Genomic DNA, 18,615 nt, shown 5'->3' with positions numbered 1-18,615 from the left:
ATCGGTAGACAAGTTACAAGCAACAAAAAAGGCCGCATAAGCGACCTTTTCTCAACGTTATTGGCGATTAACCTAAACGCTCTGCTAGTTCTGCACTAACTTCTTCAACTGGACGCGTACCGTCTAGTTTGTGGTATTCACAGTTGCCAGCTTCTGCTTCGGCGCTGTAGTAATTTACCAGCGGCTTGGTTTGCTCGTGGTAAATAGCCAAACGCTTGCGCACGGTTTCTTCTTTGTCGTCATCACGAACAATTAGGTCGTCGCCCGTTTCGTTGTCTTTGCCCTCTACCTTCGGTGGGTTGTATACAACGTGGTAAACTCGACCCGATGCAGGGTGAACGCGACGGCCGCCCATGCGCTCTACAATAACGTCATCAGGCACGTCAAACTCGATGCAGTGATCAACAGAAACACCTGCTTCTTTCATTGCGTCTGCTTGAGGAATGGTGCGAGGGAAACCGTCTAACAAGAAACCATCTTTACAATCGTCTTGTGCAATACGCTCTTTCACTAGACCAATGATAATTTCATCAGACACTAGTTTACCTTCGTCCATTACACGCTTAGCTTCAAGACCTAGCTCTGTACCCGCTTTAATCGCAGCACGAAGCATATCGCCTGTAGAAATTTGTGGAATGCCATATTTGCCCATTAAAAACTGAGCTTGTGTGCCCTTACCCGCGCCAGGAGCGCCGAGAAGAATGATTCGCATGAGTGCGTTCTCCGCTTATGATTTTTGAACTTTTTACTTCGGGCACTTTACACATTCAGCACTGGGGTGACAAGTGTAAGGAGTACCGTAAAGTTAATCTTAAGACTAATGGCGAATATATGTTCAGCTTATAGGCGCTTTTGTAAATGAATGCCTACAGCCATCACTATTTTTGCCTAATAACTCGCCTTTACTCTGGTTTAAATTTTGCTGCTCAAACCTGATTAACCTAGAAATTTAAACCGCCAAAATATAGCACAATAAAAACGGTAAACTTACTATTGTTGGTGCTTGCATAAAAAAAACGGGCATTACGCCCGTTTTTCACCTTAAACCTATGTGGTTTCGAACTATTTCGCCAACTTCATAAGCAGCGTATTTAAGTTCTGAACAAAGCTAGATGGGTCTTTTAGACTTCCTTGCTCTGACAGTGCAGCTTGGTCAAATAAAACACCAACCCACTGATTAAATAGCTCTTCATCTTGAGTATCTGCAAGCAGTTTTACTAAGCTGTGTTCAGGGTTTAGTTCAAAGTGATACTTAACATCTGGAACCGTTTGACCCGCCGCTTGCATTAACTTCATCATCTGCGTTGTCATGCCGTTGTCATCGGCCACGATAACTGCAGGCGAGTCGGTTAAACGATGAGTAAACTTCACGTCTACCACTTTGTCGCCAAGGGCCGTTTTCGCACGCTCAAGAACACCTTCAACTTGCTTTTCTGCTTCTTCTTGCGCCTTCTTAGACTCTTCGTCTTCTAGGTCACCTAAATCTAGGTTTCCTTTCGCAATAGAAACGAATTGCTTTTCGTTGAATTCAGTAAGGTGAGACATTAACCACTCGTCAATACGCTCGCCCATCAGCAACACTTCAATGCCTTTCTTGCGGAAGATTTCTAGGTGAGGACTTGATTTTGCTGCTTGCAGGCTATCTGCTGTCACAAAGTAAATCTTGTCCTGACCTTCTTTCATTCGCTCAATGTAATCTGCTAATGAAACGGTTTGTGCATCTGATTCGCCGTGCGTTGATGAGAAACGCAATAGGCCAGCAATTTTCTCACGGTTGCTGAAGTCTTCAGCCGGGCCTTCTTTTAGTACGTTACCAAATTCGTTCCAGAACGACTGGTACTTCTCATTGTCGTTCTTCGCCATTTTCTCAAGCATTTGTAGAACGCGTTTAGTACAGCCTTGACGAAGGGCTTGCGTAATTTTGTTATCCTGAAGGATTTCACGCGAAACGTTTAACGGAAGATCGTTGCTGTCTAGTAAGCCTTTTACGAAACGCAGGTACGTAGGCATAAACTGTTCTGCATCGTCCATAATGAAAACGCGCTGAACATAAAGTTTAAGACCGTGGTTCTGGTCGCGGTTCCACATATCAAACGGCGCTTTTGAAGGAATGTACAATAAGCTGGTGTACTCAGTTTTACCTTCTACCTTGTTGTGCGCCCATGCTAGTGGATCAGCAAAGTCATGAGAAATATGTTTGTAGAATTCGTTGTACTCTTCGTCAGAAATGTCTGACTTTTCACGAGTCCAAAGTGCTGTTGCTTTGTTAACAACTTCCCATTCGCCAGGCTGAGCTTCAATTTTCTCGCCCTCTGGGCCTTCGCTCTCAGGCACTTCATCTTTCCACATTTGAACTGGAATGCTGATGTGATCTGAGTATTTGCTTACGATAGAACGCAAACGCCATGCGTCGGCATACTCTTTTTCGTCTTCGCGAAGATGAAGCGTAATTTCAGTGCCGCGAGTAGGCTTGTTGATTTCGGCGATAGTGAATTCACCTTCACCGTCTGATACCCACTCTACACCTTCTGATGCGTCTGCACCTGCAGCACGCGTGCGAACGGTAACTTTGTCGGCAACGATGAAGGCAGAGTAAAAACCAACACCGAACTGACCGATTAGCTGTGAGTCTTTTGCGCTATCGCCAGAAAGCTTGCTAAAGAAGTCTTTGGTACCTGATTTAGCAATAGTACCTAGGTTCGCAATCACTTCATCGCGAGTCATACCAATACCGTTGTCGGTAATTGTCACGGTATTAGCTTCTTTATCAACGCTTAGCTTTACGTTTAAATCGCCATCGTTTTCGTAAAGGCTATCATTTTCTAACGCGCGGAATCGCAGTTTGTCGGCAGCGTCTGCTGCGTTTGATACAAGCTCGCGTAGAAAAATTTCTTTGTTTGAATACAAAGAGTGAATCATCAGATGAAGAAGCTGTTTTACTTCTGTTTGAAAACCGTGGGTTTCTTTGTGGGCTGCTTCAGCCATAATCCAATATCTCCTCGTTGAATGGACCACGTTTGATGTTAAACAGGTAAGGTCACTCGACGTATTTTTCAACGTTTAGAACGAAATTTTATTTTTTATTCGGCAATTTTTTTGCAGAGGCACGAAACACTGTTCAATTTATGCGCTGAAGAAGGGAGGATATTAAAAAGAGTCTTTTTATTTTTAATCGCACCCACAACGTCTTACCTTTGCGAGAAAGGTAAAACGCAGTAAATGGAAATTACAGCTTGCGACGACCCGAGAACGCATGAGTAAGTGTGTTGCCGTCGATATACTCTAGCTCACCTCCAACAGGTACACCGTGAGCGATGCGCGATGCATCAACATTATGACTTGCGCACAGCTGCGCGATGAAATGCGCGGTTGCCTCACCTTCTACGGTAGGGTTTGTGGCAAGAATAACCTCGTTAATTCCACCCGCAGCAAGACGCGCTTCAAGTTCAGTTAAGCCTATTTCTTCGGGCCCTACGCCATCAATGGGCGACAAATGCCCCATAAGCACGAAATACTGCCCCTTGTAACTTAAGGTTTGCTCTATGGCTAACACGTCTTGCGGGCTTTCAACGATACACAGTAGCCCACTCGCCTCTCTTTCCGGATGGCGGCAAATATCGCAGAGCTCGTCTTCGGTAAAGGTTCTGCAACGCTTACAATGGTGAATGTGCTCCATGGCATTGTGTAGCACGTTGCTTAAATCTATTGCCCCAGTTCGATTTCGCTCTAAAAGATGAAACGCCATTCGCTGGGCGCTTTTATTTCCAACGCCAGGAAGACAAGTAAGAGCCTGAATTAATTCTGAGAGTAGCGGGCTGAACTTCATAGTATTTACTGCTTTGATGGATTATCTTGTTTCGAATTTTCCCGATCTTTGGCGGGGTTTTCGCGGTATTTAATCACGTTACGCTTTACTTGGTCGAGTTTAACTTCATAAATATTGCCGCCAAATAAACCTTTGTATACCTCATCGGTAAATACCAACGTGTTGTTGTCGTAAAACGTCACGGCTTCTTTTTGAGTAACCACACCAAGATCAATGCGCGATACGTCACCGCTAAAGAAATTGTCACCTTCAAAATTTTCAAACAGCCACAAGCTAGTGGAGTCTAGCAGCACAAGCTTAGTTCTATCAGGGCTTATTGCCGCAGAGGTTATCCAGCAGAGTTTTTCAAGCGTGGTACAGGTCTTAAATTCACCAATCAGCTTAGCATCAAAGTTAGCCGCGTGATCGCCCACTTTATATAGTTTAGTGATACCGTCGAAGGGTTGGGTTCTGTTTTTTGTAAATAGGTAAAGGCTTCGCTTATATTCAACAAACGCTTCTAAATCGTAGTTTTTATCTTTGGGTTTCACTTTGCCTTTGCCCATTTCTGGGTAAGTGAATTTAATTATTTCTGCTTCAGTAGTATCAGTTTTGATATCTATCGGGTTTTCAATCTTGTAAATTGTTAGCCAGCGGCGCTTGTTATCGTTGTTACCGAAATCTCCTAAAAAGAAGTGCCCGAAACTATTTTGTGTCATGTCTTCCCAGTCAACGTTCTTAGCATTGGTAACGGTGACTTCTCTTTCTATACTTCCATCTTTGTTCAGCATATAAAGAATAGGTCCGTCGCCACTGTCATTTATCGCCCAAAGCCGCTTATATTTGTCGAACTCTATACCAGAAATCTCTTGGAGTTTCGGATCGACAGACACTGTTTTCATCTTAAACAGTTCATGTACACTCATAAAAAACAGCACGGCAGCTATGGGAAGTAGAATAACCGTGGTGATAACTAAGCCTTTCCTTAGCACTACTTAAACCTCTATTTTAACGGGTTAACCTTTGCTTTTGACTATCAACCTAGCACGTTCAGCTTCAACTAAAAGAGCGCACACAATAATACAACGAACGGTCGGTTATTTGGGACCATTTTTCTGCAGAACGACATTTTAATACGATTTGCGTGTTAAGGTTGACCAACCAGGCATAAAGTCGGTGTTAGCGTGTGGGCATTCAGCGCAGAAAAATGTTAGATGGTGTTACATATGGTAAAGGTTGTTAGACAGCTTCACCCTTGTCAATAAGGCGGCCGTTGCCTTCATTCTCACCAGTAGACTTCTCATCGGGTTTGATGAACTGTTCAATAATAGATTGCTCATGTTCGGTGAAAGCTGCCTCAAAATTTTCGTGGCCGACAGCAATTTTTGCTTTTTGCGACTGCGTAATTTTCTCATTCGATAAGGTTAACTGATTAATAAAATCATTAATTGATATGCGATTGTAAGTAAATATCCCGGGCTTACCAGATAATGTTGGAGTAAGTAAGTCGTCGTGTTCTAGCATGAAAGCGTGTTTAAACACCGCTTGAGATTTTGTGAAACACGCTGTGGGACTGCGCAAAGTTGCGGCTTCTGGAAGTGCTTTAATACGAACGCTTTGGCCATCGTGTGAGGTTTGCCAGGTCACACCACATACGCTAACGCTAAAAGCATCAACCTGATTAGCCACTTCTTTTCGCGAGAGCGTAGAGACATTATCTAATGCTTGAAGCTCAGCGAGGACTTCAGGCAATGACGACAAAGAAAGCTTTTCAATGGTAACCTTTCCTGCATTAGACTGATAAGTAAGCTTCAGCGTGTTTTCTAAATAGTAAACTTGCCCTGTATCTTTCCAAAGTGATATGGCGGAATTGTTAGAAGACGATGGTTCGACAGAGCGTTTAGTTTGAACCTGCAAGCGTTTTAAAATTTTTGCTAACACAGCAGCCTCCATATTTTGACTCGCCGTATTTCATTATTTGCTTTCAGCCGCCATGCGCAAGCGTAACGGATGAATGTGACAACATTTTAATGTCATAAAGGGTGGGCTTTGATGAACCAAAGCTGAAAGCGCCTATTACAAATCGACAATAAACCAAAACTGTAAAGTATAAATCGCCACCATAAACGGTAATGATAACTATTATCAAAATATAATTTGTGCGAGAATGAAATTTGAGCCTGTTGATTAAGTAACTAGGAATACGAATGCGAAACCTGATAAACGCAACAGTAACCCATGTTCATCATTGGAACGACACGCTATTTAGCTTCAAGACGACAAGAGAATCTTCTTTGCGGTTCGAAAACGGTCAATTCGTTATGATTGGTTTGGAGGTTGATGGAAGGCCTTTGATGCGTGCTTACAGTATCGCAAGCCCTAACTACGACGAAGAGCTTGAGTTTTTCAGTATTAAGGTTCCCAACGGAGCATTGACTTCACGCTTGCAGAATATAAAGCCTGGCGATGAAATTATGCTTAATGTAAGGCCCACAGGCACATTAGTTCCAGGTTACTTACTTCCTGGAAAACACCTTTACTTGCTAAGCACAGGTACAGGTTTAGCCCCATTTATGAGCATCATCAAAGATCCCTTCATTTACGAAAGCTTTGAGAAAATAATATTGGTTCACGGAACACGTTGGCGCTCTGAACTTGCCTATCAGCACGAAATTGAAACCTTGCTTCCTGAAAACCCTTATTTCGGTGAAGACGTGCGTGAAAAACTGATTTATTACCCTACCGTTACGCGAGAAAGCTACAAAAGAAACGGCGTTGTTCACGAAGGGAGGATCACAAGTCTTATTGAAAGTGGGAAGTTGTTAAGCGATATCAACATGCCAGACTTAAGCATTGAAAACGACAGATTCATGCTATGTGGAAATGACAACATGCTGCAAGATTTAATGGCGATGTTAAACAATAAGGGTTTTTCGAAAGCTAACTCGCGCCGTATGGGACACTATGTTATCGAGCAGGCTTTTATTGAGAAGTGATGAGTTTGCTAGCGGCTATTTAACGAAGCTCGAGCTAGCGTTAGATATAAGTTTAATAAAAACGGCATTTTAAAGCCAAATGAATCAGCTTTTATTAGCACGACTCATAACCACACAACCCGCCTTTTTTATTGGATTTTACGTTAACTTCATAGCGCAGCATCACTCTTAATAGCTGCCAAAATGACCCGTATATGATCCGAAGAAATTGTACTGCCGTGTCCCGATAATCTTTATCCTGACCTGTTCAATACCAAGTAACACCTAGATGCTATTCCTCTACTACAGCAGAAACGCGAACGAAAGTGAGCTCTTAAAAAACAAAAAAAAACCACCTAATGAGGTGGACATCTATCCAGCTTCTGCATTGGTTCGGATATAAATATTCGTCGTCCCAGCGGTAACTACTATTAGATAGATTCACAGCAGGGAAAATTTTCGACATGAAGAAAAGCCTGCAAATTAATGCTGGCTTGGTAGTCACAAAGAATCAAAGAAGTCTGCGATGCCGTTATCAAATAGATAATAAAAATGGCTCAACTACCCTGACTCCAACACATGATGGCGAATGTCGTCTTTGAACCGTCGTAAAGCATGAAAACTAGAAGTTACAAATACGTTGCCCGTCGAACTCAGCTCTGTAGGTAACCTATTGATAACGCTATTACTTACCACAACAAACTCTTATGATGTCACATGATTACGAACATAAAAAATATGATCAATACCGTTAACTAACAAAGTAAGAAAGCCCTCTGGCTCTGCACTAAAAAAAGTTACAGCCACCAAATATAGAAAACAAAGCAAATGAGAAATTTGAAGAAATGTGCTCATGGGACTATTCCTTAAATTAAAAAAATTTAAAAACTGAGTTGTCTTAAATGTGTCTGAGTTTTTGATGAGTGAGTCAAGCGAAAATCCCGTTTGGCTTGCTGTTCTAGAAAATTAGGGACGCGCTCCCCGCAGCTACACTTAAAATTTCAACCTAGCTTCATTAATTTATAGTTGTATACTGACAACAGATTAGCTGCTTGTACTGTATAAATATTAATGGGCACTACCGCAACTAACTCCAAATGGCTTAATAGCCAAGACACTAAAACAGCACTGAAAATCAGTGATTGCTAGTTAATGCACCAACGTTTAGCTGGGAAACTAAAGTTCAAGAAAGTCGGCAATGCATACTTCTATTTAATCTCTTCAAAAGAGGATAGTTCTAGTTAATGGATTTCAAAGCCTATAAATCATTGGTAGCAAATATAGTCGTAGGAAAATCGTTACCTGACTCTATGTACGTTCATATTTCCGCGATTGACACCTTGCCTAAAGAGCTATCAATTTTGATTGGCCGAATACTTACAGGGCTTAAGATTAAGGATGGTAGTTGGAACATTATTAAGTTAATGAAACGTGACTTTCGAGTAGCACTGCTCAATTATCCTGATTTTGATTCCTACGCATACCCAGCGTTAGTGCAGAGTACAAATATCGATTTAGAGAAACTATCTGTACGAACGACGAGTTATCAAGATTCTAAAAATCCACCAATTCTTCACAGGAAGGAAACCTTCGTTAAAGCTGACTATCCATTCTTTGAACTTTTTAAAGAAATCACTGAAGAAGGTGAAGCAGCAGGGCTATTTGAAAATACGAGAAGCATTGGCTTTAAACAGAATTGGTTGAAACTAATAAGAACAAAAGGCCTAAGCCTAGATGACTTTGGTAGACTTGTAGGTGAGGCTAAACCTAACAATGAAACCTCGGAAGAAATCGATGTTCAACGACACCTGACAGCTATTGAGCGTAAGAAACTCTCAGCTCCTATGCAGCTGTTGGCTAAACACGGATATTTAGATGGTGAGTTTTCCATATTTGATTATGGGTGTGGCAAAGGTGATGATGTTCGAGAACTTGAAGCACACGGGTTAGATATTAACTCATATGATCCGGTTTACCATCCTGAAGGCAATATTGTAGAGTCTGATATCGTAAACTTGGGTTTTGTTATAAATGTAATAGAAGATAAACAAGAGAGGGTTGATACTTTAATAAAAGCATTTTCTTTGTCTCAAAAAGCACTAGTTGTTTCCGCTATGCTTGGCGGTGAATCCTTAATTAAGCAATTCACACCATATAAAGACGGAATAATCACATCCAAAAATACGTTTCAAAAGTATTACTCTCAGTCAGAGTTAAAACACTTCATAGAAAACAGTCTGGCTGAACAAGCTTTCGCTCTTGGGCAAGGCATTTTTGTCATATTCAAAAACGAAGATGATGCTCAAGAATTTTTATTGAAGAGACAATCCTACAAGAGGGAATGGCAACATAAATTAATAAAGTCCCCCAAATCAGTTTCAAATGAATTCAATGAAGCAAAATATCAAAAGCACAAAGAGCTTTTTGATGCCTTTTGGGAGTTAACATTAGATCTTGGTCGATGCCCTGCTAACGACGAATTTGAACAAACTGAGCAAATTCGGAAAGTTGTAGGCTCGCATAAGAAAGCATTAGATGGATTAACCACACTGTTTGGTGAAGAAGAGTTCAAACTATCTAGACGGCTAAGAAAAGAGGATTTGCTAGTTTACTTTTCATTGGGATTATTTGAGAAACGCAAAGCATATAGCCATATGCCAGATAGACTTAAACGTGATTTGAAAGCATTTTTTAAGTCATATAATCAAGCAATTGAGCTTGCAACTGAGATGTTATTTTCATTAGCGTCAACAGAGCTAATAGAAGAAACATCCATAGTTAGTAAGGAAAGAATTGCATGTGGAGAAATACTAGAAAGCCACTCATTTGTCTTTCGTAGCGACTATTTAGGTCAAGTTACACCAGAATTACGAGCTTATGTAGGCTGTGCAGCACAGCTGTTTGGCGATATCGATGAATTTGATTTAATAAAGGCTCATTTCGGTTCAGGGAAAGTTTCATTTATGAAATACGACGACTTCTCAAAAGATGAACCATTACTTTTAAAGCGAGTTAAAGTCCGCTTGCGAGATCTAGATTTTGATACTTTCGAATATGGGGAGCATTATGCTCCCCCTACACTACTTAACAAAAAGGCTTATATTGGAGCCTGATTTACTAATTTCCACTTGGTGGCTACTTATCAATCCAGTAATCAATTACCAAATCAACTAGTTCATCAAAAACATGAGGCTCGGTAAATCCTACTTGAATTGAGTGAGTTTCTCCCTCAGACTTAACAATTCCATGTCCATAACCTAATAGGTTCTCGGCTCCTGATTCCCCAAGAATAATTTCCGAGTTTTGATCTCTATCCACTTTCAGCGCGATTTTCGTATCTAAATTTGCTCTAAGTAATGGGAATACGACATCTGCACTAGGGCGTTGAGTTGCCAATACTAAGTGAATACCCGCAGCGCGTCCTTTGGAAGACAGCCGGACAATTATATCTTTGGCTTCCGCTTTGAAGTCATTGTCTAAAATCCAATCTGCAAGCTCATCAAAGAAAACTACTTCTCTCGACATTTTTTCATTTGGGTACTTTCTATTATGTGCCTCAAAATCTTTAACTCCCAATGTCATTAGGTGCCTGTATCTTTCGTTCATTAGATTTTCTAGTTCTTGTAAACGAACTACAGCTTCTTCCTTATCTAACACTACTGGATGAGCCAAATGGGGCGCACTGGTATACGCTGAAAATTCTACTTGTTTGGGGTCAAAGAGTCGTAATTTTAAATTTTCAGGGGCATTGGTCATTAGTAAATCAATGATCATATTATTCATTAAAATAGATTTACCAGACTTAGTTTGTCCTCCGATCAATGCATGAGGGCTAGCACCATCGAGCTTGAAGAAAACGCTATCGTCACTAAATTCATTTTGCCCTAATAAAATTTTATTATTAAAATTGTTTAAGATCGTGTTGCTTCTACTTTCCAGCGTTCTGTTCAGTAGCTCTCCAAAGTAGACGGTTTCACGTTTATCTCTATCAAAAACCAGTACCATTACACCAGGGTCAGGATAAACTTGCCTCAATTTAAGACCGACAACAGATAAGAAATTAGCTTTCAATTTAAGAATTTTTGTTGGGTTAAGGTTTACGTCACCATGAAGCTTTATAACGATAGAGTTAGGTGTTACTAGACTGTCTGAAAAATTTGATGGTAAGTTCGCATGACCGAATATCTTTCGAATATTAGCTTCAACGATCTTCATATCAATTGGCAAACTATCAGAATTCACCGAATTACTTTGTAAAAGATCAATCCCAGTTCTTATCAAGTTCATTGCACTTTTAACCGAGGAACCTTCGTTTTTATCTAGTTTAAGATTAGATTCAGCCAATTCACCAAGGTCAACATGAATTGGTTCATCGTCTACAAATATTTCATCCGTGTTTAAAGGTTCTGATGTGGTCTCATCAAATGTGCTGATAGTTTCTACACTTGACTTAGGTAATAGTGAAGACTCTTCCTTACTAGATTCATGCTTTGATTGCGTTGAAGTATTGGTTATGTCAGCTCCCTGATGACTCTCATTACCATGATTTTGATTCAATTTCTTATAACTAAAGTTATGTTCTCTAAATAAATTCAAATCTTCTTTAGGTGCTAATAGAGACTCAAAAACTTTACAAGTATCATTTGAACTTAACTGTAATTGGTATAAGTAATCACATTCATAAACTGAGTTAGCATTTGTTTGAGCTTGTTCATTGTTGTAGTGAAAGACAACAGATAGGCCACGAACATTAATATTGACCATTTTTTTATCAAGGGAAATTAAACTTTCAAAATCAAATTCACCTGGAGAGAATTTAAAGTGGCCTACTATGAATTCGTAAAACTTATTAAGCCAATATTCAAAATCTAGATCTTTGTAGGAGTTAAGCATCGAAGATATCAAATCAACAGTTGATTTAACTTGTTTACAAGATTTCGTTATCTGATTTTTCGAGCCGTTAGTCAATTTTGACTCACTAACTATAAGGTTTATCGATACTTCGCTGTTATCGCCTTTGGATATATAAATGCCTAATAAATCTGAAATATAATTTACAGTTCTACCTATTGATTTAAATGTGTCGTCTTCTATTGAAGATTTAAACCAACTTAAATAATCGTCAAGGTGAACCCAGAATATTGGAGAAACTTTACTTTCATTCTTAAATAAATTCTCTAAAAGTGTTGCAGCTCCAGCGGTTCCGACTAAATCATGAGAAAAATTTCCATTTCCAACTGACCGAAGCAACGTGTCGCTGCTAAATGAGTTTGATCGTGTAAAGATTTCTTCTACTAAGTTATTAACTTTATCGGTATGAATTAAATGCCAAGAACGAATATCAGAAGTTAAATTCTTGGTAATATAGTGTGTTTCTTTATCCGTTATAATTGCTAAAGATCGCTTGCTTCCTTCACCTTGGATGTAGCGTAGAACTCGCTTATTATCGAAATTATCTTTGTTTTCACTGCACGCAACTAGAGTCTCTTTATTCAATAAAAAGTCGTAAATAACTAGCCAATTACATTTGCTTAATCCGTTTGTTATTTCATCTTTTAAGCCATGCTGACTAACCTCTCTACAAAAGGAGGTGTTTTCAGGCAAATTATTAACTTTCATGAAAGTAGAATGAAATACTCTGCCAACTTTATCATGAATATGATTGTTCATTGAAAATTGAGTCTTTCTTGCAATTGGATCTGATGGCACCTTCCTTGATGAAGTGTATTCCCAATTTATACGTTCGAATTCTCGCTCAACAAAATTTGGAGACACCGATGCAATTTGATTGTGTGCAAACAACGGATCGAAGTTATAAATTAAATCAATTTCTCCGTCTTCCACCTCTCTAATATTGCTTATGATTCTTATGTTTATATTTGAATCTACTTTACTTGATTGAAAGCTCTCACATATCGACTGATAAACTGAATCTAGAGAAACTCTACTATCACAACTAAATGCTAATGAAATAGAAAGCTGTTCTTCATGATTCTCAACAAGTTTTTGCAATTCGTCATAGACAGCTAAGATTTGTTCGTATGAAGAGAGTCCTAAACATAGTATTTGCAGGTGATGTCTTTCATTTGGATAAGTTTCAAGAAATTTTGTTGATGTTGCATTAATAACAGATCGAATTTCGGCTTCAGTAATTGCGTTTTTCGATGTATTAAGCTTTCCGAATTCAAAATAGCCTGAATTCGATTTAGTAGAAACTAAATCAACAAATTCGTTGTCTTTTAACTTCTTCAGAAACACACTTTTTCCATGATTATCCAGAAACTCTCTAAATAACTTGGCAAGGACACCTTCACTTTTATTAGCTATACCTAATCGATCTTCCCTATATTGAGTTGCTAAATTTAGTAGCATTTTATTTCTATTCGATTGTATTAGAAGGCTGTAAGGAGACCAAGGAAGGTAAATGCAATAATCTGAATTTTCTTTAACACTCAACGTGTGCGCTGATAAAAGCTGATAAACAAGTTTGTTTGACCACTCTCTATTTATCTTCAAAGAATAAATAGCATTGATTAATTGCTCAATATGTTTTAATAAGCTATCAATCTCTCCACACAATGGTTTTTCTTTGAGCTGTTCTAGAGACTCACGCCATGTGTTTTCAAACTTCTGATAAAATGTATTAATAACGTCTAATTCAAAATCCTTAAGATGATTATGACCATGTAACTGCTCTAGCAGCTTAAAAAAATCTTTTGACTCATTGTTTCCTTTTTTAACTACTGCTCCTTTCTTCATATTGGAGCTTGTAGCTAAGAACATATGAATATTTTTTATTGATGGCGTATTTTCAGCTCTTTTAATAAATAGAGGGTCTAAGGATAGTGAATGACTATGAAAAAAACCTTTCCGGCTCAATACCTTGGTAAAATCAGAATATTTAGAAGACTCGAAGCCATGAGGATTAAATATCCATTTTAACTCCCAACTACTAACGGGAGTTTCAACATTCGTTTCTCTATCTAGTGCCTTTCTAACAACCCTAAAAGACAACTCATTTGCCGACTTGCTATCACTGGACTTCTTCTTTTTAACCGTATCAGCAAAGCCACTGTTAAAACTCGTACCAAAATCAAGTCTAAAATTTGCTCCGAATTTTGACCAGAACTCCTCTAAATCTTTATATTCGTTGTTGAAGTATTCTAGGGCGTACCAATTTTTTCTTTCTAATGATCTCCTACCTCTTTCTTTGGCTAATTCTAAATAAACGATATCATCGCCAATATTATTAAGTAATAGAGATTTTGAAAGAACTTCTAATATCCCAGTAATTAAATTACTACATTCTGTTGCTTTAGAGTCCGTAACTTCTTTTACCCAAGCCTTATCTAATTTGGTGTTATCTGAAATTACCTTTGAATATTGGAAATAAAACTTCCTTAGTTCATTAATATCGGGCTTCTCATTAGTTCTATCAGTAGCTTCGAGCAACTCTATTTCATCATCTTTAAGCTTGATATCAGAGTCGTTAAAGTAAATAATCGTGTCCTGACCCAAAAGGAATTTTGGCTTTGTATTTTTGGCCTGCAATACTGAACCATAAGGATATGATGAGTCGAAATTAAGTTGAAGATTTTCTCTATGCATTTCCGCAACACTAGTATTTTCCATATAGTGAGCTTCAAAATAACTTTCCACGATTGAGCAAAACTCGTCGTAATCACCGCCAGACTCCTTGATTAAATCAAGATTATGCTTAATGTCATTTAACTCAACTTCCTTGTCTTTGTTATATGCTCTCCAGAAATCAATGTCCTTGAAAAGTGTTTTTGTCACTGTAGACCTGAAAACTCGTCTGTATGAACTGCCCGAATTTTGTAATAGATCGAATTCATCTAATCGGTTTATGCCGCCAAGCTTTACACTACTTTTACCAAGAGCAACAAAGAATAATCCGCTTCTTATAGTTTCTGCTATAACTTCATCAATAAAATCATTTATCTTGTTAACTTCTATAAATGGTCTATTGCTCCAAGTTGAGTTTGTTAATTCGGAAATGAATTTTGCGAGTTGTTCAACGTGTTCATTTAAAAAATGGTGGTGATTTTTTTGCTGAATTTTAGCTATTTCAATCCATTTAACGATTTCATTCGCTTCAAAAACCGTGCTTTGGTCTATGCTTCTAACTTGATCGAATGTAGGTTTTACTTCAGCAATAATGAATAAACAAAAGAAATTACCGTCTCTATTTCTTTCATGAGCTAAGTCGGCGAAGGTATTTTTATCAATTGCTAAGGATTTATATTTTTCATGTTTTTCTACAGCAATGATAAAGCCGGACTCTGAGCCAACTTGTGAAAAAGGAAACTCATTATTCTTCTTTAGTTTTTCTAATATTTCGCTTAATAACTCTGGGTCAAACTCTTTTAACGCAAACCTTCCAGGAATACTTTTTCCATGATTTAATTCAAACCAATCTTCATATTCTTGTTTAATAATCGAATAGAAATACTCTGCTAATGATCTCATACCGAATCCTCCTTGTATGGGTTAATTACATAGCTACAAGCGTCAGATAGATGCCTGAGCATTCCCATTTGGTATAACAAGCTTGCGAGGTTTTTTGAGTTTCTATTTAAATCTCGTTGTATAACCTCTTGATAGTTATCAGGTGTTACATCCACATATATTGAATACTTTTCCTTTAACTCATTTTTAAAGTTCGAATATTCCATCCTTTTTTCATTTCCAAGTATGGTCAAAACTAGTGAATGTAAAAAGTCTTCGGTCAATACGTATCTGTAACTTCTTGTGTTTTTTTTCGAAAGAAAACCAATTTCCCTGAAGCAAACATTGGGGTAATTTGAAATATGGGTAGCTAGATAAGATTCTGCATTTTCAATTTGCTTGGAGATTTTTCTTTCTTTGTCGCTGTTGTCTTCAACTTCAGTGTCAGCTTCAATAACATCTTCATATAGACTTATGATGTCACCAACTCTTGTAGTTAAACTTCTTTTAAGTTTATTCCGTTGGGTTGAGATACTTTGAATCGATGTTTTTCTAATACTGTTTGTTACTTTAGAAAGTATTTCAACCAGGTAGGTAGGTCTCTTCAACTCAGCTGGAGTTGCAGTGTTATGGTAAGACTCACCTATTGATAAAATGTAATTTCCTATGTGATAGCCAATTATGTCTATCATCACTTTAACTTTATCAAGCCTTTCTAGTTCCAAAGACAAAATATTAGATAGATCATGAGCAAGTTCATTAAAAATAGGGAGTTGGTTATATGGAAGATAGCCGAGATCTTTTCTAACTTCTTCTCTTAGCTTTAAATCCTTTCTCACTTCTGGCCTAACCAATAAGTTCGCCAATTTTGCAAAAGAGTTATTTTGTGGAGAAAGCCAACTTTCAAATTTTTCTTCTAACTCTTCTCTAGCACACTTGTCTGCCCTGCAAAGCATCAAATAAACTATTTCACCACCTCTACAGAAAAACCTTCTATCTTCAGAGTGTCGTTTATTATCAAAATCACACCAAATATACTCAGATGAGATAGGATATATAAACTTCGAAGTCCATCGTTTTTTGGATAAGGGATCAAACGTTAAGGAGCTAAGGATATTTACAGCATTGTAAAAACTCTCAAATGTAGAGAAGTTATTCCTAATATGTTCAAGGTCGTCATCTTTAAATTGAAATAAATCACCTTCAAGTGTCTTTAAGTGCTCAAATTGACGCTCCCACTTCTCCTCATCTGTTAGTTTGGAATTAATAAGTGTTTCCAAAATTTCATTTTGATATATGAGAATTCGTAATTTAAAAAACTGTCGATGTTTAAAATACAGCTTATCGTTTTCAGGATTGAATATTGAATTTATTAGACCGACGCTCTTAGCTTGTAGTTGGCTTTCAATTACACACATTAATTCAAATAGCAATATACTGGGAGTTTGGTCAGTTCTAAATCTGTGCCCCCATATATTTTCAATTATTGGGATGTTTTTAAGTCCATATTGTTTATCAAGTTCTGAAGAGTACGTGTGTAAGCTATCCATGATTCACCTGTAGGGCAGAAGTTTTGAATTCTCCGCCTTTGATTGTATAAGTGTCTATTCGCTGATTTGATAGTCCGTTGCAAAAATTTACCTGAGATGCAAGCTTGGAACGAAAAATTAGTAATTTTTTATATAATCTAGGATTTGTTGTGTTAGGTGGTGAACCTTTAGAAACCCGATATAGAAAATCGAATAGCTCTACAGTCAAAGCTAACTTCAATGATTTTTCTCTACTAATGTATAATTCCACGACAGGTTCAATTCTCGACCCTGTAACGTCAAAATCTCCTTTTATTTTTGTTACGCACACTTCTCTATCTCTAAGTTCTTCGCCATGAAAAATAGAAATAGGCGCAATCGAGCCTTGATCTTTTTCAGGAATATATAACCTGTCACTACCGGAATTTTCTGAAATAAACCTACCGTGAAATACTCGATTGAGAGCCAATATGATGATAGAAACAAGCTCAAAATCGTTGCATGAATCATTGTTTTGTAGCGATTCATATACCTTATTTTTATAAAAAGAAAAGCTAGAATATTTTTGGAGATCATATGAGCGTTGATCTCCTTCTTGGTAGCAGTAAAGTTGAATTCTTGAGCGTTTTACTACTGCGCCCCATAGATCTGGATTAATGTCAACTTCACTAGACTTCTTTGACGTGATGAGACTATTGAAACTATCTAGTGGAATTTCTACTGAACGCAATGTCTTATTTTTTAATAAGTTATCCCAATAATTAGTGGACAGTTCGCCGAAATTTAATTTATTAATCTCTGAGTAAGGTCTTGCATTATTCATTCGGTGAGGGCCTAAATTCATGCCCCAAAATCCGACTTCTATTGACGACTCGGTGTTAATTAATGACAAGTCGTCAATTTTTTTTACTCTACTACATGAGAAAGTTTGGTATGAAGTATCTCTATTACTTATCTTTAAAGGCTTGGCTTTAGGTGTAGAAGCTAAAATAGTATTGGTTGCTAAATTCAATAATTCTCTAATCGTAAAATGTTCATTACTGAGTTGAAGTAATAGTATGATGTTACTTAAATTTTCTCTTATATTCCCATTATTCTTCAAAAGCTCATATTTTTGGTAAATGGGGCACTGTCCGTTAATTTTACCTTCACAGCCTTCACAGCCATCCCAACCTACATGATTTAAGATTTCGTTTAAAATGAGTGAAAAATTTTCTTTTGCGTTTAACTTAGATAAATTTACTAATTTAATTAATTCTTGTTGCTCACATAAACTAAAACCTAAATTAATTTTATCTTCAATAATCTCCTTTAATTGAATGGCCTTAACAACTAATTCAGCATCACTGGATAATGATATGAAGTCGCTTAACTCCTCAACCAATATTCCATCATTCACAGCGATTAAGATTGGTTTTTCTGCACGACCTTGTGTAAGGACAGTTGTTAACTCTTTAATTACTATATTGGTTTCTTTCGTTGAAAGTTCAGAAAAGTCTTTAACGATTGTTCGGTCTGCTGAGCAAAAAAAACTGCTTGCGTTCCAGTTTTCCTCATCAAATTCAGGGCCATCAATCTGTTTGACTATATCCCGACACAGTTTTGTCTTGCCATCACCCGCAGTGCCTGTAAGGATAATCACTCCGTGAGTTTCTTTGGAATCAAATTCATGAGCTATCTGTTGTTGCCATTCAAACTTAATATTTAAAGGCTCTTCTAGTCCTAAATTTTTTGCAACCTTCCTGACATATTCATCCTGAATTTGATTTTTTCCTTGACAGTACCCTTCCAGATATTTAATCCATTTATTTGATTTCCACATTAATTTATGTCCTTA

General features: G+C 37.8%; 10 protein-coding genes. 2 read left to right on the top strand and 8 right to left on the bottom strand.

What is annotated here, in order from left to right:
* Positions 1-67: 67 nt before the first annotated feature.
* The 5 genes from adk to ACHUFN_RS14660 form a co-directional block, all read right to left on the bottom strand.
* Positions 68-712: an adenylate kinase gene (gene adk, locus ACHUFN_RS14680; RefSeq protein ID WP_012519076.1), complete on the bottom strand. Its 645-nt coding sequence runs from the start codon at positions 710-712 to the stop codon at positions 68-70.
* 350 nt (positions 713-1,062) lie between these two features.
* Entirely contained in the window at positions 1,063-2,985 is a 1,923-nt protein-coding gene (htpG, locus tag ACHUFN_RS14675) for a molecular chaperone HtpG (protein ID WP_394223180.1), read from the bottom strand.
* A 241-nt stretch (positions 2,986-3,226) separates the two neighbouring features.
* Complete coding sequence (gene recR, locus ACHUFN_RS14670) at positions 3,227-3,826, bottom strand: recombination mediator RecR (RefSeq protein ID WP_394223179.1); 600 nt, start codon at positions 3,824-3,826, stop codon at positions 3,227-3,229.
* A 5-nt stretch (positions 3,827-3,831) separates the two neighbouring features.
* Positions 3,832-4,797: a hypothetical protein gene (locus ACHUFN_RS14665; protein WP_394223178.1), complete on the bottom strand. Its 966-nt coding sequence runs from the start codon at positions 4,795-4,797 to the stop codon at positions 3,832-3,834.
* Between the two features lie 247 nt (positions 4,798-5,044).
* Positions 5,045-5,746 (bottom strand): hypothetical protein, encoded by a 702-nt coding sequence (locus ACHUFN_RS14660; protein WP_394223177.1) that lies wholly within the window; start codon positions 5,744-5,746, stop codon positions 5,045-5,047.
* A gap of 266 nt (positions 5,747-6,012) precedes the next feature.
* Between ACHUFN_RS14660 and ACHUFN_RS14655 the strand changes: the two genes are divergently transcribed.
* Complete coding sequence (locus ACHUFN_RS14655; RefSeq protein ID WP_394223176.1) at positions 6,013-6,801, top strand: ferredoxin--NADP reductase; 789 nt, start codon at positions 6,013-6,015, stop codon at positions 6,799-6,801.
* Positions 6,802-8,024: 1,223 nt separating this feature from the next.
* A complete protein-coding gene (locus ACHUFN_RS14650; RefSeq protein ID WP_394223175.1) occupies positions 8,025-9,893 on the top strand; it encodes a DNA phosphorothioation-associated putative methyltransferase in 1,869 nt (622 codons plus the stop codon).
* 22 nt (positions 9,894-9,915) lie between these two features.
* Here the strand turns inward: ACHUFN_RS14650 and ACHUFN_RS14645 are convergent, their stop codons facing one another.
* From ACHUFN_RS14645 to ACHUFN_RS14635, 3 genes are read right to left on the bottom strand one after another with little or no spacing between them, the layout of a single operon-like run.
* Positions 9,916-15,270, bottom strand: coding sequence for an FtsK/SpoIIIE domain-containing protein (locus ACHUFN_RS14645; protein WP_394223174.1), 5,355 nt, complete (start codon positions 15,268-15,270; stop codon positions 9,916-9,918).
* The gene (locus tag ACHUFN_RS14640) at positions 15,267-16,799 is read right to left on the bottom strand and encodes a hypothetical protein (RefSeq protein ID WP_394223173.1); all 1,533 of its coding nucleotides are present in this window, start codon (positions 16,797-16,799) and stop codon (positions 15,267-15,269) included. The genes ACHUFN_RS14645 and ACHUFN_RS14640 overlap by 4 nt, the downstream gene beginning before the upstream one ends.
* Positions 16,792-18,600, bottom strand: a complete 1,809-nt coding sequence (locus tag ACHUFN_RS14635) for a hypothetical protein (protein ID WP_394223172.1) — start codon at positions 18,598-18,600, stop codon at positions 16,792-16,794. Before ACHUFN_RS14635 ends, ACHUFN_RS14640 begins: the two co-directional genes overlap by 8 nt.
* Between the last annotated feature and the right edge of the window lie 15 nt (positions 18,601-18,615).

Source organism: Alteromonas gracilis (genome assembly GCF_043642145.1).
Lineage (GTDB): Bacteria > Pseudomonadota > Gammaproteobacteria > Enterobacterales > Alteromonadaceae > Alteromonas > Alteromonas gracilis_B.
The sequence above is the reverse complement of the archived record's forward strand: the minus strand, read 5'-3'. Positions and strand labels throughout refer to the sequence as shown.

Bases quoted from the DNA above. Each gene is read 5' to 3' on its own strand.
- adk (WP_012519076.1), bottom strand. From the start codon at position 712: ATGCGAATCATTCTTCTCGGCGCTCCTGGCGCGGGTAAGGGCACACAA.
- htpG (WP_394223180.1), bottom strand. From the start codon at position 2,985: ATGGCTGAAGCAGCCCACAAAGAAACCCACGGTTTTCAAACAGAAGTA.
- recR (WP_394223179.1), bottom strand. From the start codon at position 3,826: ATGAAGTTCAGCCCGCTACTCTCAGAATTAATTCAGGCTCTTACTTGT.
- ACHUFN_RS14655 (WP_394223176.1), top strand. From the start codon at position 6,013: ATGCGAAACCTGATAAACGCAACAGTAACCCATGTTCATCATTGGAAC.
- ACHUFN_RS14650 (WP_394223175.1), top strand. From the start codon at position 8,025: ATGGATTTCAAAGCCTATAAATCATTGGTAGCAAATATAGTCGTAGGA.
- ACHUFN_RS14645 (WP_394223174.1), bottom strand. From the start codon at position 15,270: ATGAGATCATTAGCAGAGTATTTCTATTCGATTATTAAACAAGAATAT.
- ACHUFN_RS14640 (WP_394223173.1), bottom strand. From the start codon at position 16,799: ATGGATAGCTTACACACGTACTCTTCAGAACTTGATAAACAATATGGA.
- ACHUFN_RS14635 (WP_394223172.1), bottom strand. From the start codon at position 18,600: ATGTGGAAATCAAATAAATGGATTAAATATCTGGAAGGGTACTGTCAA.